The sequence below is a fragment of the Mycobacterium sp. SMC-21 genome (assembly GCF_045310825.1).
Lineage (GTDB): Bacteria > Actinomycetota > Actinomycetes > Mycobacteriales > Mycobacteriaceae > Mycobacterium.
The window spans coordinates 1-22,600 of the sequence record NZ_JBJIAO010000045.1 but is presented as its reverse complement, the minus strand read 5'-3'; the positions used below and the strand labels follow the sequence as shown (position 1 = coordinate 22,600).

Annotated in this window: 24 protein-coding genes; 11 read left to right on the top strand and 13 right to left on the bottom strand. The window is 67.0% G+C overall.

All coding sequences use genetic code 11. From position 1 onward, the window contains the following. Positions 1 to 39: 39 nt before the first annotated feature. Positions 40 to 1,731, bottom strand: coding sequence for a protein kinase domain-containing protein (locus ACJH6H_RS26285; RefSeq protein WP_406776116.1), 1,692 nt, complete (start codon positions 1,729 to 1,731; stop codon positions 40 to 42). Between the two features lie 44 nt (positions 1,732 to 1,775). Continuing rightward, entirely contained in the window at positions 1,776 to 3,407 is a 1,632-nt protein-coding gene (locus ACJH6H_RS26280) for a metallophosphoesterase (protein ID WP_244872897.1), read from the bottom strand. A gap of 223 nt (positions 3,408 to 3,630) precedes the next feature. Between ACJH6H_RS26280 and ACJH6H_RS26275 the strand changes: the two genes are divergently transcribed. The 4 genes from ACJH6H_RS26275 (at position 3,631) to ACJH6H_RS26260 (ending at position 9,550) form a co-directional block, all read left to right on the top strand. Next, positions 3,631 to 4,074, top strand: a complete 444-nt coding sequence (locus ACJH6H_RS26275) for a hypothetical protein (protein WP_212807835.1) — start codon at positions 3,631 to 3,633, stop codon at positions 4,072 to 4,074. A gap of 361 nt (positions 4,075 to 4,435) precedes the next feature. Further along, positions 4,436 to 5,611, top strand: coding sequence for a trypsin-like peptidase domain-containing protein (locus ACJH6H_RS26270; protein ID WP_212814472.1), 1,176 nt, complete (start codon positions 4,436 to 4,438; stop codon positions 5,609 to 5,611). A gap of 155 nt (positions 5,612 to 5,766) precedes the next feature. Further along, the gene (locus ACJH6H_RS26265; protein WP_212807834.1) at positions 5,767 to 6,360 is read left to right on the top strand and encodes a DUF3592 domain-containing protein; all 594 of its coding nucleotides are present in this window, start codon (positions 5,767 to 5,769) and stop codon (positions 6,358 to 6,360) included. Positions 6,361 to 6,463: 103 nt separating this feature from the next. Next, complete coding sequence (locus ACJH6H_RS26260) at positions 6,464 to 9,550, top strand: BTAD domain-containing putative transcriptional regulator (RefSeq protein WP_406776115.1); 3,087 nt, start codon at positions 6,464 to 6,466, stop codon at positions 9,548 to 9,550. 1 nt (position 9,551) lies between these two features. Here the strand turns inward: ACJH6H_RS26260 and ACJH6H_RS26255 are convergent, their stop codons facing one another. Together ACJH6H_RS26255 and ACJH6H_RS26250 are read right to left on the bottom strand one after the other, a co-directional pair. Continuing rightward, positions 9,552 to 9,953, bottom strand: a complete 402-nt coding sequence (locus tag ACJH6H_RS26255; RefSeq protein ID WP_406776114.1) for a hypothetical protein — start codon at positions 9,951 to 9,953, stop codon at positions 9,552 to 9,554. Between the two features lie 4 nt (positions 9,954 to 9,957). Then, positions 9,958 to 10,689 (bottom strand): LpqN/LpqT family lipoprotein, encoded by a 732-nt coding sequence (locus ACJH6H_RS26250; protein WP_406776113.1) that lies wholly within the window; start codon positions 10,687 to 10,689, stop codon positions 9,958 to 9,960. Between the two features lie 234 nt (positions 10,690 to 10,923). On the opposite strand from ACJH6H_RS26250, the gene ACJH6H_RS26245 reads away from it, so the two are divergent. The 3 genes from ACJH6H_RS26245 to ACJH6H_RS26235 are packed head-to-tail and all read left to right on the top strand — an operon-like array spanning position 10,924 to position 13,167. After that, positions 10,924 to 11,460: a DUF4333 domain-containing protein gene (locus tag ACJH6H_RS26245; protein WP_406776112.1), complete on the top strand. Its 537-nt coding sequence runs from the start codon at positions 10,924 to 10,926 to the stop codon at positions 11,458 to 11,460. Positions 11,461 to 11,469: 9 nt separating this feature from the next. Then, entirely contained in the window at positions 11,470 to 12,828 is a 1,359-nt protein-coding gene (locus ACJH6H_RS26240; protein WP_406776111.1) for a neutral zinc metallopeptidase, read from the top strand. Between the two features lie 24 nt (positions 12,829 to 12,852). Next, positions 12,853 to 13,167, top strand: a complete 315-nt coding sequence (locus ACJH6H_RS26235; RefSeq protein ID WP_406776110.1) for a hypothetical protein — start codon at positions 12,853 to 12,855, stop codon at positions 13,165 to 13,167. 7 nt (positions 13,168 to 13,174) lie between these two features. Here the strand turns inward: ACJH6H_RS26235 and ACJH6H_RS26230 are convergent, their stop codons facing one another. From ACJH6H_RS26230 to ACJH6H_RS26220, 3 genes are read right to left on the bottom strand one after another with little or no spacing between them, the layout of a single operon-like run. Beyond that, positions 13,175 to 13,693: a nuclear transport factor 2 family protein gene (locus ACJH6H_RS26230; protein ID WP_406776109.1), complete on the bottom strand. Its 519-nt coding sequence runs from the start codon at positions 13,691 to 13,693 to the stop codon at positions 13,175 to 13,177. Beyond that, entirely contained in the window at positions 13,690 to 14,310 is a 621-nt protein-coding gene (locus ACJH6H_RS26225) for a TetR family transcriptional regulator (RefSeq protein ID WP_346416600.1), read from the bottom strand. The genes ACJH6H_RS26230 and ACJH6H_RS26225 overlap by 4 nt, the downstream gene beginning before the upstream one ends. A gap of 2 nt (positions 14,311 to 14,312) precedes the next feature. Then, complete coding sequence (locus ACJH6H_RS26220; RefSeq protein ID WP_406776108.1) at positions 14,313 to 15,137, bottom strand: SDR family NAD(P)-dependent oxidoreductase; 825 nt, start codon at positions 15,135 to 15,137, stop codon at positions 14,313 to 14,315. A gap of 85 nt (positions 15,138 to 15,222) precedes the next feature. Here ACJH6H_RS26220 and ACJH6H_RS26215 point away from each other — a divergent pair, with 85 nt between their 5' ends. Next, positions 15,223 to 16,089: an LLM class F420-dependent oxidoreductase gene (locus ACJH6H_RS26215; protein ID WP_406776107.1), complete on the top strand. Its 867-nt coding sequence runs from the start codon at positions 15,223 to 15,225 to the stop codon at positions 16,087 to 16,089. Beyond that, positions 16,086 to 16,583, top strand: a complete 498-nt coding sequence (locus ACJH6H_RS26210) for a nuclear transport factor 2 family protein (protein WP_346416603.1) — start codon at positions 16,086 to 16,088, stop codon at positions 16,581 to 16,583. The genes ACJH6H_RS26215 and ACJH6H_RS26210 overlap by 4 nt, the downstream gene beginning before the upstream one ends. Here ACJH6H_RS26210 and ACJH6H_RS26205 read toward each other — a convergent pair. The 4 genes from ACJH6H_RS26205 to ACJH6H_RS26190 all read right to left on the bottom strand — a co-directional run bounded on the left by ACJH6H_RS26205 (position 16,580) and on the right by ACJH6H_RS26190 (position 19,701). Beyond that, the gene (locus ACJH6H_RS26205) at positions 16,580 to 17,227 is read right to left on the bottom strand and encodes a TetR/AcrR family transcriptional regulator (RefSeq protein WP_406776106.1); all 648 of its coding nucleotides are present in this window, start codon (positions 17,225 to 17,227) and stop codon (positions 16,580 to 16,582) included. The genes ACJH6H_RS26210 and ACJH6H_RS26205 overlap by 4 nt on opposite strands. A gap of 71 nt (positions 17,228 to 17,298) precedes the next feature. Further along, a complete protein-coding gene (locus ACJH6H_RS26200) occupies positions 17,299 to 18,354 on the bottom strand; it encodes a DUF6670 family protein (protein ID WP_346416604.1) in 1,056 nt (351 codons plus the stop codon). 24 nt (positions 18,355 to 18,378) lie between these two features. Then, positions 18,379 to 19,212 carry an SDR family NAD(P)-dependent oxidoreductase gene (locus tag ACJH6H_RS26195; protein ID WP_406776105.1) on the bottom strand — a complete coding sequence of 278 codons (834 nt, stop codon included), beginning with the start codon at positions 19,210 to 19,212 and terminating at the stop codon, positions 18,379 to 18,381. A gap of 63 nt (positions 19,213 to 19,275) precedes the next feature. Then, complete coding sequence (locus ACJH6H_RS26190) at positions 19,276 to 19,701, bottom strand: hypothetical protein (protein WP_406776104.1); 426 nt, start codon at positions 19,699 to 19,701, stop codon at positions 19,276 to 19,278. Positions 19,702 to 19,865: 164 nt separating this feature from the next. Between ACJH6H_RS26190 and ACJH6H_RS26185 the strand changes: the two genes are divergently transcribed. Continuing rightward, on the top strand, positions 19,866 to 20,453 hold the full coding sequence (locus tag ACJH6H_RS26185; protein WP_406776103.1) for a dienelactone hydrolase family protein: 588 nt from the start codon (positions 19,866 to 19,868) through the stop codon (positions 20,451 to 20,453). 13 nt (positions 20,454 to 20,466) lie between these two features. Here ACJH6H_RS26185 and ACJH6H_RS26180 read toward each other — a convergent pair whose 3' ends face one another. After that, a complete protein-coding gene (locus tag ACJH6H_RS26180; RefSeq protein ID WP_020099922.1) occupies positions 20,467 to 20,922 on the bottom strand; it encodes an SRPBCC family protein in 456 nt (151 codons plus the stop codon). Between the two features lie 149 nt (positions 20,923 to 21,071). Between ACJH6H_RS26180 and mraY the strand changes: the two genes are divergently transcribed. Then, on the top strand, positions 21,072 to 22,151 hold the full coding sequence (gene mraY / locus ACJH6H_RS26175) for a phospho-N-acetylmuramoyl-pentapeptide-transferase (RefSeq protein WP_406776102.1): 1,080 nt from the start codon (positions 21,072 to 21,074) through the stop codon (positions 22,149 to 22,151). A gap of 260 nt (positions 22,152 to 22,411) precedes the next feature. On the opposite strand, the gene ACJH6H_RS26170 is transcribed toward mraY, so the two are convergent. Further along, a partial coding sequence (locus ACJH6H_RS26170) for a hypothetical protein (RefSeq protein WP_406776101.1) occupies positions 22,412 to 22,600 on the bottom strand: 189 nt, incomplete at its 5' end.

The window sequence follows — 22,600 nt, the reverse complement described above, 5'->3', positions numbered from 1 at the left end:
GAGCAATTGCTCCGTTACTACACAGCGAGACGCGCCCTGTTACGGCGGATAGATCTGCTTGATGGTCCCGTCGGCGTTGGCCTGTATGTATCCGGTCCCCGGCGCGGTGGAGTGAATCGCCAGACCCAGGCCGCCGCCCTCTTCGCCTTCGATGATGAGGTACATCGGCGACCCCGGCTCGGCACCCATTTGCTGCGGCGCGCCGGCCATGGTGGCCGCCACCGCCTGCGTGTTGATGGCGCCGAGGTCCGCGAGCACGTCGAAGGAACTGGTGGAGGTGTCCGAGCCCCACTTGTTCCAGCTGCCGCCGCGGTACATGAAGCTCTGGTCGACGTGCTTGTTCGTGGGAGAGACGCGGTCCATGATCGCGTAGTCGGGGTAGACCACCAGCTTGAATCCCATGGTGTCGCCGAACTTCGCCTTGATGGTCCCGATCAGGTCGGTCAGACCGTCAGCAGTCTGCAGCTGGCTGGGTCCCGCCGGCGTCGACGCGGCAGTCGTAGCGGGCGTGGACATGCCACCGGTCGGGTACGCGCCCGTCCCGCCGGTGCCGGTGGGCCGCGACGGAAACAGTTGTGCGCTGGGGTCATTGGTCGCCTGGGGCTGGTCGCCCGAGCCGCTGTCGGACCACATCACATAGGCGACGCCGGCGCCCCCGAGGATGACCACCGTGACCAACGCCGCGACGATCACCACGGCCGAGTTGCGCCACCATGATTGGGCCGGTTGGTTATTCGTCATCTGGGGCGGCGACCACTGCGCAGATCCGGCGCCCAGACCGTGTGCCGGCGTCGCGTACTGCGTGTGCGCGTGCGCGGGGTAGGACTCGGGGCCGGTCGTGGGGTACGGGACCGACGGCGCGGCCCACGCGGGCGGCGGTGTCTGCTGAGCGGGCTGACCGAACTGAGCGGGCTGCGCCGGTCCGGTCAGCGCGGAACGCGCGGCGTTGGCAAGGTCTTTCGTTGTGGCGTAGCGCAATTCGGGGTCCTTCGCCATGCCGGTGGCGATGACCTGATCCATGTATGCCGAAATCCCCGGCCGCATGGTCGACGGCCGTGGCGGATCCGAATAGAGGTGGCTGGTGATCTGCCGCTCCATGCTGTCGCCCGGAAATGGCGGTGCTCCAGTCAGGCATTCGTGCAGGACGCACGTCAGCGCATAGATGTCGGACCGGGCGTCGCACCGGTCGCTGGTGAAGCGCTCGGGTGCCATGTAGGCGACGGTGCCGATGGTGGCACCGGTGTGGGTCAGTTTGGTTTCGCCTGCAGCGCGGGCGATGCCGAAGTCGATGAGGTACGCGAAATCGTCTGGCGTGACCAGGATGTTGGCGGGTTTCACGTCGCGGTGCACCAGCCCCACGCCATGCGCGGCGCCGAGCGCGGCAGCAATCTGCTCGACGATCGAGACCGCGCGGTCGGGTGCCAGTGGGCCGTCGGCCAACAGCTGCTGGACGGTCTTGCCGTCGATCAGCCGCATCGTCACGAACAGCCGGTCGTCGATCTCACCGAAGTCGTGGATCGGCACGATATGCGGCTCATCGAGCCCGGCCGCGGCGTGGGCCTCCCGGCGGAAGCGCACCTGGTACTGCTCGTCGTCGGCGAAGGTCGGCGGCAGCACCTTCATCGCGACGACGCGCTTCATGGTGGTGTCGTAGGCCTTCCAGACCTCACCCATGCCGCCACGACCGAGCAGCTCAATCAGCCGGTACCGGCCGAACGGTGTCCCTTCCACCGGCTAACCATAAGAGGCGGCGGCGTCCGCTGCCCAGCGAATGGTTACGCGCGCACCCTGCGGCGATAGGTGACCTTGTCGAATTCCCGGCCGTGTTCGTCGACCGCGGTGACGTCCATTTCGCTCAGCAGCTGCCCCGGCCTGACATCGACGCGGATGAAGGCGTAGTTGCGGAAACGCACGCGCGACCAGCCGACCGCCTCCGCCTTCTTCTTCCCTTCAGCAGTCCAGACATAGCTGTTCGGGACGAAGGTGTCGGGAGCTTCGTGGCCGCGGTAGCTCTCGGGCTCACCGGGCTGGAAACCGTATCGGGGCCGGCCGGCGCAGCCCACGGTGTAGTAGACGGTGCCGTCGGTTTCCGCGTCGACGGTCGAATTGTCCCCGGCGACCTTGGTGGGGCGGTCGCCGCGGATCGGGTCCGTGCGCTCGTAGACGTGGTTGTGTCCCTGCAGCACGAGATCGACCTGATACCGGTCGAACAACTCGCACCAGGCCGCCCGCACACCGCCGTCGCTGGCGTGCGAGTCGGTGGTCGAGTACGCGCAGTGGTGGAAGAAGCACACGATGAAGTCGATATTGGGGTCGGCGCGGTAGGCGGCCAGGGTGCGCTCGACCCAGGAGTTCTGGGTGCCATCGGAATAGCCGGTGTTGGAACGGATTTCGAAGCTCACGTCGTTGGCGTCCAGTGACAGCACCGCGACGTTGCCGTAGGTGAACGAATAGACCGACGGGCACGCCGCCGGCCCGTTGTCCGGAAAGTCCATGCGCGCCAGGTGACCGCCGTAACCGTGACTCGGATACGAGGCCTCCATGTCGTGGTTACCGGTCGCGAACATCCACGGCGTACTCGCCGCACTGGCCTCGATGGACCCCAGATAGACGTCCCAGACGAACGGGTTGTACTTGTCGAAGCCGTGCGCGGCCTTGCCCCCGGACGGGACGAACGACAACGGCTTGCCGCCACCGGACGGGTCGGCATACGCGATATCCCCGGCCAGCAGATGGAATTCGGGGTTGGACGCGACGATCTGATTGAACACGTTGGCGGTGTGCGGGACGTCGGGCTCGTTGTCCGGCTTGTAATAGCTGTCGTCGTAGTCGCCGCGTTTGAGCCCGGCAGGCTGGCGCGGTATGTCATCGGTGCCCTGGTCACCCATCATGGTGAACCGGAACGGCGCCAATGTCTTTCGCACGCTGGGCATCGCCGTCTTGGCCGACCGCACGTCGCTGACGAAGCCGTCCTCGGTGCGCCACCGGTAGAAATGCGCGCTGCCACCGGGCAATCCGTCGACGGGGACATGGGCGTAGAACTGCTCGGCCGCAAGGACACCGCGATCGCTGGTCGGGATCTGCGTGACGAGGTTGCGCACCTCGGCCTCGATGGTCGCGCCCAACTGATCGGTGGGCCCGTGGTCGACGAACACCTTGGTGCCACCGGGATTTCGCGACAACTGCGCCGCCAGCCGCAGCTGGCTGTCCGCGTCACCACCAAAACCGACCCGGCGGTTGGCCACGCTCAGCGGCGCGTCCTGTGCGTAGGCGCGGCGCCCGAACGGCGCCAGGCCCAGGGCCGCCACCGCCGCGGCGGCCGCCGATCCGCGCAGGAAATTCCGTCGCGATACGCGGTGCCGGCGCAGGTACTGCTGGTGCCAGTCGTATTGCTCGGCGATGGTCATGGTCGTCGACAAGTTGTCGGGGATACCAGTGTCCGGGATTTCGCCGGCAACGGTCAGTCGGGTCGGACGCACCCGTCGATCGTGGCCCAGCACGGAGCATCTGGCGAGTCCGACACCGGAATCAGGGCCGAAGTTCAGCCGGGGTTCACGGAATCGCGATCAACGACGCCGGAACATGCGAAGACGGCATCGAGGTCCGGTCTGTGCGCCATACGCTGAAGCCATGAGTCGCGTCGCATGGCCATATTCCGCACCTGCGGTCACCGCACTGGTGGTGGCGCTGACCGCCTGCGGCATGCCCTCGGCCGCCGCTGCCCCCGGGGACCCCGCCTGCCCGGGCACATCGGTCACGGCACAACAGTTCGTCGGCGCCTGGGCCAGCCCGGACGATCCGACCACCACGACGCTGGCGCCCGACGGTGCGCTGCGATCCCGCGGCGCCAGGGACGAGTCGGGCACCTGGCGCGTCCGGCCCATCGGCCAGACGCCGGGTGCCGGTCAGCTGCCCGACGACGGCATCTGTGTGTTGTGGCTGCACTGGACCAGTCCTGCGCCGTCGTTCGACGCGTTCTACGTGCCGTTGAAAGCGACCGAGGCACAACTGGAGTTGAGCTATGTCGGTCGGGGCAACACCCTCACCTGGATCCGCGCCGACGGGCCGAGATGACACTTTTTGTGATCTGAAAAGTCTTGGGCTGTCCAGAACTCTTTCTCAGCAACGCCTCAGTTGGCGACGGCACGGTGGAGACATCAAGCGCGAGCACGCCTGTCTTACCGACGTTTCGAGAAAGTAGTCAACGCCAATGAGACACCCGTCAGAACAGCCGACCCCGGACAACCAGCACCTCTGGTCGCGGCAGTACGCCGCTGAACAGGAGAAACTGGTCCAGTGGAGCAATGACCGTTACCAGCGCCCCCACGTCTCGGACGAGTACACCCAGCCGCTGCGGACTCCGTACGGGGCGCCGCAGCAGTACCCCGCCCCGCCCGCGCCACCGGCGCCAGCTAAGCGCTCGCGGTCCGGGCTGCTGGCTTTCGGCGTCGCGGCGGTAGCCATCGCAGCAGGAGCGGCCGGCACCATGGCTGCCGTTGACCACTACGGCAGCATGGCGCCGACGGCGCAGGTACCGCTGGCCACCGGCATTCAGAACCGCGCGCTGCCAACGGCTTCCGCACCCGCAGCCGCACCGGCCGCCCCGGCCGGCTCTGTCGAGGCGGTGTCGGCCAAGGTGCTGCCCAGCGTCGTCAAGCTGCAGGTCCAGACCGGCCAGCAGGGTGGCGAGGGGTCGGGCATCGTCCTCACCGCGGACGGCCTGATCCTGACCAACAACCACGTCATCGCGGAGGCCAATCAGACTGCCGCGGAACAGGATTCGCTGCCCAGCGGACTCAGCCCGAGCGGCCGGCTGCCGCGCGGCATGACCGGCGCCGGTCAGACCAAGGCAACCGTCACCCTGTCCGACGGCCGTACCGTGCCCTTCACCGTGGTGGGGGCCGACCCGGCCGACGACATCGCGGTGGTCAAGGCCCAGGGGGTTTCCGACCTGACCCCGATCAGCATCGGATCCTCGAAGGACCTGCGCGTCGGACAGAACGTGGTGGCCATCGGCTCACCGCTGGGCCTACAGGGCACCGTGACCACCGGCATCATCAGCTCGCTGAACCGTCCGGTGAGCACCGGTGACGAGCAGACCGGCCAGCAGTCGGTGATGAGCGCCATCCAGACCGACGCCGCGATCAACCCCGGCAACTCCGGTGGTGCGCTGGTCGACATGAACGGCAACCTGATCGGCGTGAACTCGGCGATCGCCTCGCTCGGTGGTGGCCCGGATTCCGGTGGCTCCCAGCCGGGTTCGATCGGCCTGGGCTTCGCCATCCCCGTCGATCAGGCCAAACGCATTGCCGACCAACTGATCTCCACCGGCACCGTGCAGCACGCCTCGCTGGGCGTCAAGCTGGCCGCCAACAACAGCGCCCAGGGTGCGGCTGTGGCCGGCGTCGTGGCCGACGGTCCCGCCGCCGCAGCCGGCCTGGACAAGGGCGCCGTGATCACCAAGGTCGACAACCAGCCGATCGACAGTCCGGAAGCGCTCGTCGCAGCCATCCGGTCCAAAGCGCCCGGCGACAACGTCACCGTGACCTACGCCGACCCTTCCGGAGCGGAACGCTCCGTGCAGGTGACCTTGGGACAGACGGAAGCCTAGGCCGACACAGCCTGTCCCCGCATCCCTGTGAGGGTTGTGTACGCGGAACCCGAGATACGCGTACGCAACCCTCACAGGCGTATTCGGGCCCTGACGCCAACCGGATTCCAACCGCGCCGTCCTACCCTCTTCGTGTCGACATTTCCGGAGGGGCCATGCGCATCGAGTACATCGTGGTGCTGATCGCCGTCATCGTGATCGTGGATATCGCGATCCTCGTTGCGCTGCTACGCAAGCACCGCACCCGGACGACATCTCCCGATCCGGCGCTGTCCAGCGCGACCGAACTCGGCACCGAAGCGCCCCGGAAATCCGCCGCGCCGGTCCTGGCGAAGGCGTTCCTGGCCGTCGGCCTCTCCCTGGCCGTCGCGGCCGGGGTCTGCGCAGCGTTTGTCGCCCAATCGAATTCGTCCGACAAGCACGCCGACGGTACCGTCGTCGAGCTGGTGCCCAGCGGCGGTGGCAGCAGCTCGCGCTACCGGGCGCGCGTCGAATTCGCCACATCCGCAGGGACCCACGTCCGCTTTCTCAGCTCGATCAGCAGCAATCCGCCACCGGCCAGACTCGGCGAGCACGTCGACGTCAGGTACAACCCGGCCGACCCGCGCGACGCCACCATCAACACCTATTGGCAGGTGTGGTTCCTGCCGACTCTGCTCGGCATCATCGCCGTCCCGTTCCTGCTGGTGGGTACCGGATTCGGCATCGTGAGCCGAGCCGGACGCCGGCGCGGGCCCGAACTCCTCTGAACCGACCGGGCCGCCAGCAGATTGCCAGGTTCATCTGGGCTGCCGCAGGTCACGCGCGGATGTATCGTCTCCCCAGTTCCGAATTTGCTGTGAATCGGGGGAAATGGTCCAGTACTACCTCTCGGGTGCAGTAGCCGCCCGAGTCGACGGCACGCCGGCAGCGCTCGGCGGACCGAAGCAGCGGTGCGTACTGGCCGTCCTACTGGCCAATCACGGCACGGTGGTCAGCATCGACCGCCTGATCGACGCCGTCTGGGGCGAGGAGCCGCCACCGAAAGCGCTCGCCTCGGTGCGGTCGTACGTGGCCAACCTCCGCCGGGTCCTCGACCCGGGCGCCGACACCGGGCATGACCAGCCGCCCGATACCCGCCGGGGCGACACGCAGAGCCAACGGCTCGCGTCCCACCCCCACGGCTATCAGCTGAATCTGCTCGACGGCGACACGATCGATCTCGTCAGCTTCGAAAGCCTTGTCTCCAAAGGCCGGACGGCGCTGATCCGCCACTCGGCCGGAGCGGCCGTCGAGATGCTGACCGAAGCGCTGGCGCTCTGGCACGGAGATCCGTTCGGGGAGTTCGCCTATCACGAATTCGCCGCGCCCGAGGCCATCCGCTTCGCAGCCCTGCGCACCACCGCCATCGAGGCCCGCTTCGACGCCGCACTGCAACTCGGCGGCGGCGGTGAACTGGTACCCGAGGTCGAGGCGGCCCTGGCCGAACATCCACTGCAGGAACGGTTGTGGGGCCATCTGATGCTGGCTCTGCACCGGTCCAACCGCACCGCCGATGCCATTCAGGCGTTCGAGCGCGCCTGCACGACGCTCGACCGCGAGGTCGGCACCCGGCCGGGTGAAGGCCTCCAAACCCTCTTCGAGAAGATTCGCGACGGCGCCGCGGAACTGCGGGTCGCACCCGCACCACACGTGCTGAAGCCCGATCCGGACCCAGCGGCTCCACCGCCGTTCGTCGGCCGGGACACCGAGCTCGGTGCCGTCACCGCGGCGGTGCGCCGAGCCAGCGGTGGCGCCGGCGGGCTGACGCTCGTCACCGGCGACAGCGGCATCGGCAAGACAACCTTGGCGCAGGCCGCCGTCGACCGCGCCCGGGCAACGGGCATCGCCGTGGCCTGGGCCGGCCATCCGAGCGGGGTGAAACTGCCCCAGCTGTGGACCTGGATCCAACTGCTGCGCCAACTGGGCGGTGAGCTCGGCATCGCCGGCCGCAAGGCCGTGCTGCGGGAGACGCCCGGCGTGGTCAACGCCCTGGTGCCCGAATGGCACGGCGACGACGATCTCAACGCCGGCAGCCGGTTCGCACCAACGGGATTCGCCTTGGTCGAGCGCATCGTGGCGGCGCTGCGCGAGCTCTCGACCGTGGCCCCGATGGTGCTCGTCATCGACGATCTGCAACGGGCGGATCCGGCCTCGATCAACACCCTCGTCCTGCTGGCCGAAGAATTCCCGCGCATCCCCATCCAGGTCATCGGCAACTGGACGTTCTTCGGAGCCGACCGCCCGATGAACCGGTCGTCGTTCGAACGCATCGTCCGGTCGAACGACACCGTCACGCTGCATCTGGACGGCATCGACCGCGCGGCGGCGGCAGACCTCGTCGACGCGGTGGTCGGCGGCACGATCCCGCCGGCCATCTCGGCACAGGTCTGGGAGCAAGCCGGCGGAAACCCCTTCTACATCAAGGAACTCGCGCGGGCGCTGGATGCCGACGGCGCCCCGCAGCGCGGCCATCCCGCGCTGTCGGATGCCGTGGTCGGTGTCGTCGGCCGCCGGCTCGGTGTCCTGGACCGCCCGTGCCGGCGGGTACTCTGTGCGGCCGCCGTCGTCGGGCCCGAATTCAACGTCGCCGACCTGGCGGACATCGTCGACCTGTCGGTCTCGACGGTGCAGAGCCGGCTGCGTCCGGCGTACCAGACCGGCCTGCTCGACGAACTGCCCGCGCGCCCCGGCGCCTACCGGTTCAGCCACGGCCTGGTGCGTGACGCACTCATCGCCCAGCTCGCCACCACCGACCGCACCAGCGTGCACGCCGCGATCGCCACCACACGGACCCCGACGCTCGCGACCGCCGCGTACGAACACGTCATCGCGACCGCAGACCATGCCTGGCGGGCCGGTGCGGAACTGAATCCCGATGTGGCCCTTGGGATCCTCGAGATCGCCATCCAGCGGGCCCTGAACCGCTCCGCGTACCACGACGTCGCCGGGCTGGCCGAGCACGCGCTGCAGATCGGCGACCGGCTGCCGGCCAAACCTGAACACCTGGACCGACAGGCCACGCTGTGGCTGCACCTGGCCGGGGCGAAGAACATCCTCGAGGGGCAGGCCAGCGAGGCAGCCGCCGCAGCCGTCCAGCGGGCCTTCGAGATCGGGCAGGAAGTCAAGGGCCGCGCGTTCTACGGCGCCATCGCGTTGCAATCCATGCTGTTGTGCGCGCACGGCCGCATCGACGAGGTCGAGATCATCGCCATCGGCCTGCAGGACCAGTACGACAAGTCCGGTGATCCGGTGATCGGTCTGGTCAACGACTTCGTGCACATCCTGCTGTACACCCTGCGCGGCAATACCGACATGCTGATCGGCACCGGCCTGCACATGATGGACAGCTTCCCGCCGCCCGAGACGGTCACCGACCCGCTGCATTTCTTCCATCCGCGCGTCTACTGCTGGATGGCCATCGCCGAGGCGGTCCGCGGAGACCTCGAGGCCATGCGCGAATACCACCGCCGCGCACTGCATCTCGCACAGAGCCGCGGCGACGTGTTCAACATCCTGGCGGCCCGGCTGACCTACGTCGAATGTGCGGCAGTCCTCGGCGTGACCGACGGCATCGTCGAACTGGCCGACCAGGTCGACGTCGAGTTCACCGCGGCGGGCAGCCCGCAATGGGCCGCATGTGCCCGCATCGTCCGGGTCTGGGCGCAGGTCATCGGCTCGGGCGAGGGGGACGCGGCCGTCGCCTTCCGGGCGTTCGACGAATACACCTGTGACGGCACGACCGTCATGAACACCATGTTCCTGTGTCTGCTCTCCGACATCGAGCTGCACCAGGGCCGGCCCGACAGTGCCCGCGCCCTGGTGCACCGGGCCAGCCGCCTGGCCGATGCCACGGGCGAACAGGCCTTCGCCCGCGGCATCGCGCAGCGGCTGGCGGCCCAGTCCGTCGAGCCCGTGTGAATCAGGCCTTCACGGACCGGTCGGGCAGTTCCTCGCGCCACTGACGCCAGATGGCCCGATCCGTCATCAGGTCCAGCACACTGCCGAACCCGGACGGATACACCAGGGACACAACCCATTTCCGGGAGTTCCCGCGGCTGACCTCGCAGCCGCCCCGGTACAACTGACGTAGCCAGGTGATGGTCACCGCGTCCCGCGGGAAGTCGAAGATCACCACCTCCTCACCCGCGGACAGCTTCGCCTTGTAGTCGGGCAGGCCCAACTGGTCATCGACCCACTTCGAGTACTCGGAAGCAAGGCACCGTACCTGGGTGTCCGTCAGCTCCAGTTCGACGTTCACCCACCACGTGTTGGTTCGGCTCTTGAGCAGATACGCCTTGGTCCGGGGTGGCGCCGTCGCCATTTCGTCAGAAGGTGATCTTCAAAGACTTGTCCACCGCGTCCAGCGCCTCGAACAGCTCGTGGCCCTGGCTCTCGTCGCTCGTCGCGTTGATCTGCAGCACGTACAGGCCGTCGGGCCCCTTGAAGACCACGGTCTCCTGCCCGAACGCGGCCTTGCCGCCGCTCTTGAGGTTGTACGTGCCGGCGATGCGGAACGCCGGGAAGCCGGCCGAGGTCCCGGGCTCCTCACCGACGGACTCGAAACCGGGGAGGTTCTTCACCTCGCCGCCGGCGAGCTTGAGCAGCTTGTCGGGATCCACGGGACCATCCAGACGCGACACCAGCGCGATGATGTTCGCGGTGTAGTCGGTGCTCTGGGCACCGGGCCCGGTGTAGACGAGCGCGCCGTACGCGTAGTCAGGGGTGTCCTCGCCGGCGCTGTCCCAGCCGGTCGGGCGGTCGATGTCCACGGCGGGAGCACCCGGATCCCCGGGGTGGATCGAGGTCTCCTGGATCTTCTCTTCTTTGATGTAGTCGGCGATCGTGGGGTTCGTGCCGGATTCCTCGGCCTTGCGCGGCTTGAGTTTTGGCGCCGCCTTCGCCGACGACGTCGCACTCGAGCTGCTGCTCGAACTCGACGAGCTGGAACTGGAGCTGGTCGAGCTCTTGTCCTTGTCGCCGCCGCCGCACGCGCCCAGCGTGATGCTCAGGCAGACCGCGGCGGCAACGGCGATGACAGGCCGATGCGACATCTGCATCGTGACTCCTCAGGGGTAGACGACGGACGCCGGTCACGTCCTCGGCGCCACGATATGGAGCGCCGATTGGAATTCCGTTGAAGCCCGCGGCGCGTGCGGTTGGAACGCGGCGGTCGGTTGCCGGGCCTGCACGAAATTCCAACCGGATTCCAACATGGCGGCGCTAACTTTTGCCGTCCGCTTGATCAGCGCGGCGCCGGTGGCTGGCGCCCGAACTCGGAAGGGGTTGGCGACATGACCAACACGACGTGTCAGAGACTCGTTCTGGCATCTGCGATCACGGTTGCCGTGTTCGGCGCGGCCGCCTGCTCCAGCGGGACGCCGTCGGTGAGCAAGAAGGACGTCGAGAGCCAGATCGTCGAAAAGATGACCGGCGCCGACGGCAAGAAGGCCGATTCGGTGACCTGCCCCGAGAATCTCGCCGGCCAGAAGGGCGCCGAGGTCAACTGCACCATGAAGGTCGGCGACAGGACCAGCACCGTCAACGTCACCGTCACCAGTATCGAAGGTGACAACGTCAAGTTCGACATGGTCCAGACCATCGACAAGGACCAGGTCGCCAAGCAGATCAGCGAGGAGCTGGGACAGCAGTTCGGTACCAAGCCGGAGACCTTGACCTGCCCGGAGAACCTCAAAGGCACGCCCGGCGCCACACTGCGATGCGAGCTCAAGGACAGCGGCCAGACCTACGGCGTCACGGTCACCGTCAACAAGGTCGACGGGTCCGATGTGAACTATGGGTTCAAGGTCGACGACAAGCCCACGTCGTAAGCGATGGGAATGCACCGGACCCTCTGGCGGGCAGCTGCGCTCCTGGCCGTCTGCACCCTGACCGTCGCCGGCTGCGGCGAGAAGCACCTGAAACCACAAGCGACGCCGTCCCCGTCGACGAAGCCGATGGCCCCGCCTGTCCAAATCCACGGCGACGCTTCGGATCCCGTGAACAAGATCGTCGCCCAGGCCATCGGCGAGATCCAGGCCTACTGGAAGGACGAGTTCCCCAAGCTGTACAACAAGGACTACACACCGGTCGAGGGCGGCTTCTACGGTGTGGACCCGAAGAAGGGCCCGGTGCCACCGTGCGCGGACTCGCTGTCAGATGTCGCCGGCAACGCGTTCTACTGCGCCAAGGACGATGACGTGGCCTGGGATGCAACGGGACTGCTCCCCGACTTGCGAAAGAAGTTCGGGGACTTCGTCATTCCACTCGTGTTGGCGCACGAGTGGGGTCATGCGATCCAGGCCCGCGCAAACTTCCAGGGCGAGACCGTGACCAAGGAGATCCAGGCCGACTGCTTTGCCGGCGCGTGGGCTGCCCACGGCAAGGACACCTACAACCCCAGTGGGGACGATCTGGACAACGCCCTCGCCGGTTTCCTGTTCCTTCGTGACGAGCCGGGCACCGCGAAGCATGATCTGAGTGCGCACGGTAGTGGATTCGACCGGGTGAGTTCGTTCCGCACCGGGTTCAGCAAGGGTCCGAAGGCCTGCGCGGACTACCGCAACGGCGACCCGGTCGTCGTCGAGCTGCCGTTCAACAACGCGGCCGACGAGGCCGCCGGGGGTGATGCGCCGTATGACGCGATAATCGAAGGGGTACCAGAGGATCTCGAGGATTACTTCACGCAGCTGATCCCCGAGCTGACCGACGGCAAATACGACTGGACCCCGCTGAAGGCGCCACGCAAGATCGATCCGGACAAGGCACCCGACTGCGGCGGCAAGTCGATGAAGGGTTCGGTGCTGTACTACTGCGTGGACGACGACTATGTCGGTTTCGACAACGTCAAGACGATGCCCGAGATCTATGACAGCGGCGGCGATTTCTCGGTGGCGACGCTCATCGCGACGCAGTACGGAGTGGCGGCGCTCATGCGAATGGGCCAGCCTCAGGACTCGAAGCAGACCTCGCTGCGCGCAGACTGCCTGGCCGGTTCCTGGGCTGCCAGCATCCTGCTCCACAACCGACCGAACAGCAGATACAGCCTCTCGCCGGGTGATTTGGACAAGGCCGTCGCCGCGCTGCTGCTCTACCGCACCGACGGCGGGGATGTCGAACACCACGGCCAGGGAACCGAACGCATCGACGCCTACCGGCGCGGCGTGTACGACGGCGCCAAACCCTGCCTGACCCTCTGATCCCCTGATTCATCGAGGAGTCCGATGACCGATCCCGACCCCACCGCCGTTGCCGCGGACGAGGCACCAGCCGAAGAGAAGACGCCGGCCTGGCGTGGTCTGCTGAATTCGATGCACCCGAAGTTCTTCTTCTCGATGGCCGACGGCTATCCCGTTGGCGTCAAACAGTTTCTGCAGTTCTGCCTGCTGCTGATCTATCCCGGCTGGCTCATCGCGGCGCCACTGTGCGCGGCGATCTACGCCACCGGGTACGGCGTGCTCTGGGTGTTGTTCTGGCCCCTGCGCGCGTGGATGAAGAAGAACCGGCCGGAGGAGTACGCCGCCAGCCAGCTGAAATGAGCCCGCGCTAGCGCTGCTTGAGGAAGTCGAAGAAATGCGGTGTCGCGTCGACCCGTAGCCGCGTCAACTTCCGGTAGCTGATCAGCCACCGGCCGCCTTCCAGCCGGTACTGCTCGTGATAGTGGCCATAGCCGTGCAGGTGTTCTTCGGCGTCGCCGTTGGTCCACCACAGCTGGTCCTCCATGGCCCAGATGCCGGTGGCCGTGGTGTTGCTGGTCAGCTCGATCTCGGGGGTGTGACCGTGGTGGACGGTGGTGACGGTGGTGCTGCCGTCGAGCAGTGCGCGGATGGCGCGCGTGAGCGCGTCCTTGCCGATGACGCGGTTCTTGCTGCCTGCCGTCGGCGTCCAATTGTTGTTGTCGGGCAACCCATCCCAGGTCTCGGACACGACGTCCTCGGTGTGCAGTGTCGGGTAGATCTCCCACTGCTTGGTGTCCATGCAGCGCAACCGGCGGGCGAAGGTGCGCTTGATGGCCTCGATTGCGTGCGCTTGGTCGCCGGTGCTCAGGGTGATGGGGGTCGTCATCGGTGGCTCTCGTTTCGTCGGGTTTGGGTCCGCCCGCGCCAGGGCGCCAGGAGCAGCTCGCAGGCGCGGCGCATGTCGCGCTCGGCCTGCGCGGGCGTCGTCTCGCCGGTGATGGCCCACGACAGGATGCCGTACGCGCACTGCTCGAGCAGGAGCGCGATCTGCGTCTGGTCGGCGGTGGGCGCCGCGATCCCCGCGACACCGAGGATGTTCCGCCGCAGGTTGTAGTCGCCGCCGGCCGTCGACTCGGCGCGCCGGGCATTGACCGACGTGATCATGGCGCGGGCCAGCTGGGGACGGCTGAGCATGGTCCGGATGATGCCGACCATGAGTTCGGTGACGTCCGCGACGGGGTCGCCCGTGGTGGGACCCGGCGGCGCCGCCGCCTGGGTGTAGTGAAACAGCAACGCGGCGAACAGATGATGCTTGGTGGGGTAGTAGCGGTAGACGGTGGTGATGGAGACCGCCGACTGGTCCGCCACGTCCTGCATGCGGACTTCCTCGAGACCATGGCGCGCGCCGAGGCGTGCGGCGGTGGCGAGGATGCGTTCGCAGCGATCGATCTGCGCGGGGGTCTTCGGCGTCGCCGGTTCCCGGTCGAGTGGTGCCCGGGGCATGGCTACGCCGGTGGCCCAGAAGTAGTGCCCTGCAACATCTTCTGAATCATCGCGTGTGACGCCAGCAGCACCTTGTCGCGATCGGCGGTGGCGTGCACCGCCGGATTGGCGGCGTGCGTCGAGATGATGTGCACCGGTCCGTTCGCGAGATTCGCCAGGCCTTCGCGGGCGACGTCCGCCGGATCGGACGCAGGCATCCCGGGGATGTCGAAGTTGAGGCCGACCCGCTCCATCGCCGGTGTCCTGGTGAGGCCCAGGACCAGTTCGAGGACGTGCACGTTGTGCTCGCGCAGCTCCAGCCAGAGCCCCTCGGCGAAGATCCGGCTGAACGCCTTCACCCCGCCGTACACGGTGTGCCGCGCCGAACCGAGGTGTCCGGAAAGCGAGCCGACCAGCATCAGCCCACCGCGGCGGCGCTCGCGCATCGGCGCGCCGAAGTGGTGCACCAGACGCAGCGGGGCGGTGACGTTGAGGTCGATCACCCGCTGGAATTCCGTCAGGTCGCCGTCGAGGAATTTCGCGCTGTGGGTGTTGGCCCCGGCGTTGTAGATGAGGAGCCCGACCTCCAGATCGGCTGTGCCACTGATGATCTGATCGACGCCCTCGTCGGTGGTCAGGTCGGCCGTCAGCTCACGTACCTCGACACCCGACTCCCGACACCGGACCGCGGTGGCCTGCAACGGGCCCGGCTTACGCGCGATCAGCACCAGGTTGATGCCGGCCTGGGCGAGCAGCGCCGCAAACTCGGCGCCGACGCCTTCCGAGCCACCCGCGATGACGGCCCATGGCCCGTACTGCGGCAGTTGCAGTGGGTCCTCGCTAGACAAGTTCTCGCTCCATATCTAAAATTCATTTTAGTTTTCTGCGTCCGAGGGTAGCCGATCCTGACGCCAGTTCGGAAGGGCGCGTGCATTGCGGATAGGACTGCAGACACCGGTGGTCATCCAGGTTCCCGCCACCGCGTCAGCGTGGGAAGCGGGCGCCGGGGTCACCGAGATCGGTGAGATCGCCGCCGTCGCCGACCTGCTCGGCATCGACTACCTCACATGCTCCGAACACGTCGTCGTGCCGACCGATGTCGCGGCGATCCGAGGGGCGACGTACTGGGATCCGTTGGCCACGTTGGCATTCATCGCCGGACGCACGACGCGGATCCGCTTGGCGACCTCGGTGCTGGTGCTGGGCTATCACCACCCGCTCGAGATCGCCAAGCGCTACGGCACTCTCGACCAGCTCAGCGGCGGTCGGCTGATCCTCGGCGTCGGCGTCGGGTCACTGCGCGAGGAGTTCGACCTGCTGGGCGCCCCCTGGGACGACCGCGGCGCGCGGGCAGACGAGGCGATGGCCGCGCTGCGCGGGGCACTGCCCACCAATCATCCCGTGCACCAAGGTGATCACTACACGTACGACTCGGTCGTCATGGATCCCTGCGCGCTGCAATACCGGGTTCCCATCTGGGTCGGCGGCCGCACCCGCCGGTCGCTGCGCCGCGCCGTCGAACTCGGCGACGGTTGGATGCCGTTCGGCCTCTCGGCCGCCGAGATCGCGACAATGCTTGGCGCCGTGGAACTTCCCGAAGCCTTCGACGTAGCGCTCGCCACGAGGCCCCTGGATCCGATGGGTGCGCCGCAACAGACACTCGATGAACTCGGCGCGCTCGAGGAGGCCGGAGCGACGGCCGCGACATGCGTGATCGCCTCCCGATCCGCGGCGCACTGCTGCGAACAACTCGGTGCCCTGGCGGACCTGACGAACCTCTTGACCACGGAGTCGCGATGACCGAGCAGCGACTGGCCGACCTCGAAGCGCGGTTGGCCCGCATCGAAGACGAGCGCGCCATCGAGCGGATGATCGCTTCCTACGGCCCGCTCGTCGACGCCGGTGAGGCCGACGACGTCGCAGCCATGTGGGCACCCGACGGGGTGTACGACGTCGAGAACTGGCTCATGACAGGGCCGGACGACGTCGCCGCCATGGTGCGCTCACCCGGTCATCAGGGCTTCATCACCACCGGATGCGTCCACTTCCTGAGTCCCGCGGTCGTCACCGTCCACGGCGATGAGGCGGTCGCGGTGTGCGAGTCGACGCTGTTGCTCAGGCGGGCAACGACTTACGAGGCCCTCCGGGCCGGCGTCAGCCACTTCCACCTGCGCCGCGCTGCCGACGCGCCGCACGGTTGGCAGATCGTCAAACGCATCACCCGGCTCCTCGACGGAACCGAGCCGCCCCGGCGGTTGTTGGCCGACGGCATCGCCGGCCGGATCCCGACCTAGCCCCGCACGCTGTCGAGCGTGTGCCCGGCCATGGCCGCCAGGACACGGTGGGCGCGGGCGACCATCGCGGCAGCAGATTCCTCGGGATGGTTGCGCCAGAACAGCATCAGCGCCGACACCATGTGTTCCCAGACGCCGGTCGCGGCCACCAGGTCGACGGGATCGGTCAGGCCGACACCGCCGAGCGACCGCGACACCCCTGCGAAGGCTTGCTGGCGCAGGATCGTCCGCTGCTCACGCGCCGCATCACGCGCCGGGCCGTTCGGGACCGAGCGGTCGAACAGCACATGCCAGTCGCCAGGGTGACCCTCGAACGTCGTGAAGATGGCGGCCAGGACCGGCTCACCGGCAGCGGCGCCGGCCCCGGCCAGGTGATCGGGGGAATTGAGCACGTCGGCCACGGCCTGCTCGATCTGGGTACCGATCTTGGTGACGCAGGCGGCGTAGACCGCCTCTTTGGACCCGAAGTAACTGATGATCAGGGTCTTGGAAACGTCGGCCTGCGCGGCGATGGCGGCCAGGGACGCACCCGCATACGTGGCCCGGCTGAATTCGGCGATCGCGGCCTCGACGATCAGCTGCTCACGCTCACCGCGCGGCACACCCTTGGTGCCGGTTCTGCCGGTGACGGGACGCGTGGTCATCGGGACAGCCTAATCAGATGGCAGGCACCTCTGTCCCGGAGTTGACCGTTGCCTGGGACGAACGGGCCGATTCAGGCCGGTTGAACGTCGATCCACTCCAGATACGCGCTGCCCGAGACCGATCCGGTACCCCAGGTACCGGTATAGGAGTACGCCGCGACGTATCCCGGCCCGTGGCCGTGGCGCCACGGTGAGTCGACCGTGCCGATCAGGGCGAGAATTTCCCGGTCGCCGTCGCGGACCGACCACTTGAACTTTCGGGGCCGCCGCATGGTGTTGCCCCGATCGTCGACCAGCGGCTCGCCGTATTCGGTGACCGCGAAGTGGACGTCGGAGTACACCTCGGTCTCGCCGCCGAGGACCCGCACGTGGGCCAGCTTGCACGCGGTCCGGCCACGCGCGCGGACGTCGGTCAGCAGCACCTGCGTCCGTTCGTCGATATTGATGATCTGGTAGGTGAAGAAGTCCAGCGGCAGCTTGAGCCGGGCCGGTATCGGCCGCCGCGTAAGTGCTTGGTGCGTACGGATTCTCGCGTATTCGAAGGTCCCCAGCCCACTGACCGCCAGCCCGTCGACGGTACCGGTGTAAGGCGCGAGCAGGCTCAGGTGGTCGTAGATCGGCGATTTCACGAAATACGAAACCTGGTCTGTGAGATCGAGTTTCAGGTCGACATCGAACTGCGGATAGCGGCCGCGGACGACAACGTGTGGCAACGCCACGTTGATGGCCAGGTCCTCGGCCCAGCGCAGGCGACGGGCGTCCGCGGTGAACCAGCAGTCGCTGTGCATGTCGTACGCCCGATAGAAGCGCTGGTCTGCGTGCGCGGTCGACGAGAAGACCGTGGTGGTGTCGCGCGCGTCGGCGGCCGCCAGGTGGTCGAGGTCGAACAGTTCGGCGCCCGACGCACCCAGCAGCGTCATGGTGTTGAGATAGCGGTAAGGCTCGGGCAGGTCCGGTACGAAAACGCCGAAATGCGTGACGCCCCAGGCGCGTGAGGTGTCGTGCGGCTTGAGAATCTCCGGGGCGTCGAACGGCCGGCGCGATGCCGGCAGGCGACTGTCGACCAGCGGCAGCACGCCGTCGATGACGACCCGCGACAGCGCGCGAGAGATGGTGTGCGACTTCATGGCGTCCTTGTCTGCGGTCGAGGACTAGGTGAGGGCCGCGAGAGCCCGGTCCGCCGTGGCGGGGGAGAAGAGGTCGATCGTCGGCAGTACCGCGCGCAACACCGCCGGGCTGACCTCGACCGGCTGATGGGTGACGGCGCGCACGATCCAGCGTCCCGCCTCTTCCGCCGACAGTGCCGGGGCGTCCTCGTATTCTGCTGTGGGCGCGATCATTTCGGTGCGCACCAGCGGGAAGTAGACGTTGGTGGCGCTGATGCCAGGGTGCGGCCGCTCGGCACCCAGGCTACGGCCGAAGATCGCCAGCGCGCTCTTGGAGGCGGCGTATGCCGAGAAGCGCGGGAACGTGTTGGCGTGCAGGCCCCAGGTGCAGACGTTGACGACCTGGCCGCGGCCGCGCTCGATCATGCCCGGAAGCAGACCGAGGCTCAGCTGCACGGCCGCCAGGTAGTTGAGGGACATCGTGCGCTGGTAATCGTGCAGACGGTCCGTGGCGTCGGCGATACTGCGACGGATCGAGTGGCCGGCGTTGTTCACCAGCACATCGACGTGTTCCTCGGCGAGGTCCGCCAGCAAGCGTGCGGTGGCGTCCTGGTCGGCCAGATCGCAAGTGCGCCAAGAGCATCCGGTCTCGGCGGCGAGTGTCCGCAGTTCTTCCTCACGGCGGGCGACGGCGATGACGGTGGCCCCACGGGCACGGAGCTGGGTGACCGCTTGCCGCCCGATTCCCGCCGAGGCACCCGTCACGACGATGGTCAGATCGCTGACATCACGGCCCGGGCCGGCCAGTGCCGCGTCGAGTCGCTCGGGCAACAGGGTGCGGCGCTGGACCAGGTCGGTCACGGCCTTACGAATGGACATGGCTTCCTCCCACGCGGTGTTCTCACCGGGACGATGCCGATATTACCATGTGGTCACTTGTGGCTAAGTTGAGGCGATGGCGTACCCGCCCATCCACAGCGGCGGCTCGCAGTGGTCACCCCGCGCGGCGTGTGGATCCAGCCCGCTCCACCGCTGACGGCGCGTCATCCGCTCGTGGTGTCCGTCGGCGACCGACTTCAGAAAGTCCACGCTGCCGCTCATGAAGTCCAAGCCATAGCCGGTCAGCACGTACTTCGGTAAGTCCGGCAAGGACTGCTGCGAAATGTCATAGCGCTCACTGCGGTGGTGCGTCCCGTCGTCATCGACCTCAGTGGTCCACCGCAAGACCGTCGGGCGGCTCCACGATGCCGCCGTCGCCTCCACGACGGTCCGCCAATCGACACCGGGCTCGGGCGCGACCCACACCGGCGCCGGGATTTCGTGGACGATCTGTGCCTTGACGCCGATCCCCTTCCCCAGCTCGTGCACCGAGTGTGGGCGCGGGAATCGCGGTCAGGAAGGATTGCCCAGTCGATCAGACCGTTTCCTCGCACAAATCAAAGATTCAGCGGTCGGAGCCGATACATTTCGCGAGCTGTCGCGGCTTCCTCAAAGAGCGTCGCCGATCGGGCATACCCTGGCCGAGAGCGGGGGTGACCGTGACTGAGATCGTGCTGTTCCATTCGGTGCTGGGCGTACGCGCGGGTGTCTGCGACATCGCCGCCAGGCTGGCGGCGTCCGGTCACACCGTGCACGTCATCGACCTGTTCGACGGCGCGTCATTCGACGGATACGAACCCGCCTTCGCCCATGTCCAGTCGCTGGGCGGCGATGAGGCCCTCATCACGAAGGCCGCAGCCGCGGTCGCCGACCTGCCCGCCGAGGTGGTGTACGCGGGGTTGTCGATGGGCGCGGCGTCCGCCGTCCATCTCGCTGCCACCCGCCCGGGCGCCCGCGGCCTCATCGGACTGCACGGCGCAGTATCGCCCCATTGGTTCGGCGTGAGCTCCTGGCCGGATACCGTGCCGGTCCAGGTGCACGAAGGTGAATACGATCCGTTTCGCGAACCCGACGAGATCGCGGCACTCGGTGCATCAGTGCGGGCCGGCGGCGCTCGGTTCGAGCATTTCGTCTACCCCGATGTGCGGGGCCACCTGTTCAGCGATGCCTCGCTGCCCAATGAGTACGACGGGGACGCCGCGGAGTTGATGCTCAGCCGGCTGCTGGAATTCGTGAAATAGACAGTGACGGGGATCAGACGGACTCGACCTCGGCCTTGATGCGGTTGAGGGTGGTCCTCATGTCCCGGATGTTGCGCCGGGTGCGCAGCTGCCCACCGAAGATGCCGAACACAGTGTCGAGCAGGCCGGGCGTCATCCAGAACGACTCGGTGACATCGGTGCCGTCACCGGCGGGCGCCAGGGCGTAGTGCCAATTGTTGACCGCCTTGTCGCCGGCGAGCACCGCGAAGCCGAACTCGCGACCGGGCTCGCAGGCCGTGACGCGGCACGTCGTCCAATAGATCGGCCCGATCTCGTTGCGCTTGACGTGGCCGCGGAACAAGGCGCCCAACGCGGGTCCGGTTGCGCCGTCCAGCCACTCTGACTCGAACACTTCCGGCGAGTACTTCGGGGTGTTGCGAATGTCGGCAATCAGGTTCCAGACCTGATCTGCCGGGGCGTTCATGTGGACGGTCACCGAACCTTTCATGGCGCGAGCCTATCCACCGGTGCCGCCCAGACCATCAGCTGTCGACGAATCGCAGCGAGCTCGGGCCATACTGGCCTGGTGGGGGCGAAGGGTTCAATGCGGTGTAACTGCTGTCGATCGCACTATGAGCGAGAGGCCCTCGCGGAACTATGACGCGGATACTCATCGCCGCGGGTGTGGCCCTGACGGTCGCCATTCTGCTGACTCCGGTGTTGATCCTGATGTTCACGCAGCTTGGGCTGGTCCAGCCGATCCGCGACGAAGCCCCGGAAACCCACCAGCGAAAACGGGGCACGCCGACCATGGGCGGCCTGGCGATCCTCACCGCGATTTGGGCTGGCTACCTCACCACCACCCTTGCTGGGCTCGTAGCCGGCGGTGAAGGGCCGACCGCGTCAGGGCTGCTCGTCCTCGGGCTCGCCACCGCGCTGGGTGCGGTCGGATTCACCGACGACTACGTCAAGTTGCGGCGCGGACGCAACCTCGGCTTGAACAAGCGAGCCAAGAGTGTGGGCCAGCTCGTGGCGGCAGTCCTGTTCGGCGTGCTTGCACTCCAGTTCCGTAACTCCGACGGCCTCACTCCTGGCAGCGCGAACTTGTCCTACGTGCGCGAAATCGCCGCATTCACAATGCCGCCCGTGGTGTTCGTGCTGTTCTGCATCGTCGTCGTCTCGGCGTGGTCGAATGCCGTCAACCTGACCGACGGCCTGGACGGACTCGCCGCAGGTGCCATGACCATGGTTGCCGCCGCCTACGTGCTCATCACTCTGTGGCAGTTCCGAAATGCGTGTGCCCTCACGCCGGGGCCCGGTTGCTATCACGTTCGGGACCCACTGGATCTCGCTCTCGTTGCCGCGGCGACTACCGGCGCCTGCATCGGATTCCTGTGGTGGAATGCCGCCCCCGCCAAGATCATCATGGGTGACACGGGTTCGCTGGCGCTGGGCGGAATCGTCGCCGGGCTGTCAGTCACCAGCCGCACCGAAATCCTGGCCGTCATCCTGGGCGCCCTGTTCGTAGTCGAGGTGACTTCGGTGGTCATTCAAGTCATTTCGTTCCGGACCACCGGCCGACGGGTTTTCCGGAACTCTCCGATCCATCACCACTTCGAGCTGATCGGCTGGCCCGAAACCACTTTGACCATCCGATTCTGGCTCATCGCCGCCATCACCTGCGGCCTCGGAATCGCGCTCTTCTACAGCGATTGGCTGGCGGCCGTCGGTGTCTGAAGCTCAGCCGAAAGCGTGGCGGGAGGGGTGAGTCGGTGACGGATGCTCTGGCTTCAGCCCCTCGTTCTGCGTTCATTCGGTACTGGACAGCGGCCACAATCAGTTCGTTCGGCTCGGCGGTCACAGGCATTGCGATGCCTGTACTAGTGATCCAACTCCTTGGTGCGACTCCGTTTGTGCTCGATCACGTTTTCGTTTCGCGGAGTTGGCGCCGCACTCGTTGCCGGCGGACACTGTCACCAGCGAACCTCCGGTTCTCGTCAGTCCAGGAAGCTGTCGGGCAGACATGCTTCCTCGAGGTCTAACGCACCGCTAATCTGCTTACCCGTCAGAAAAGCATGTGCTTGCTCGACGAGTTTGTCGTCGGGAATATGGCTCTTCACAGATGAGGGTGTAGAGGTGGTTGGCGCGTCGTTGCCGGGATAGAGGTCGAGGTCTCTCGAAAATGA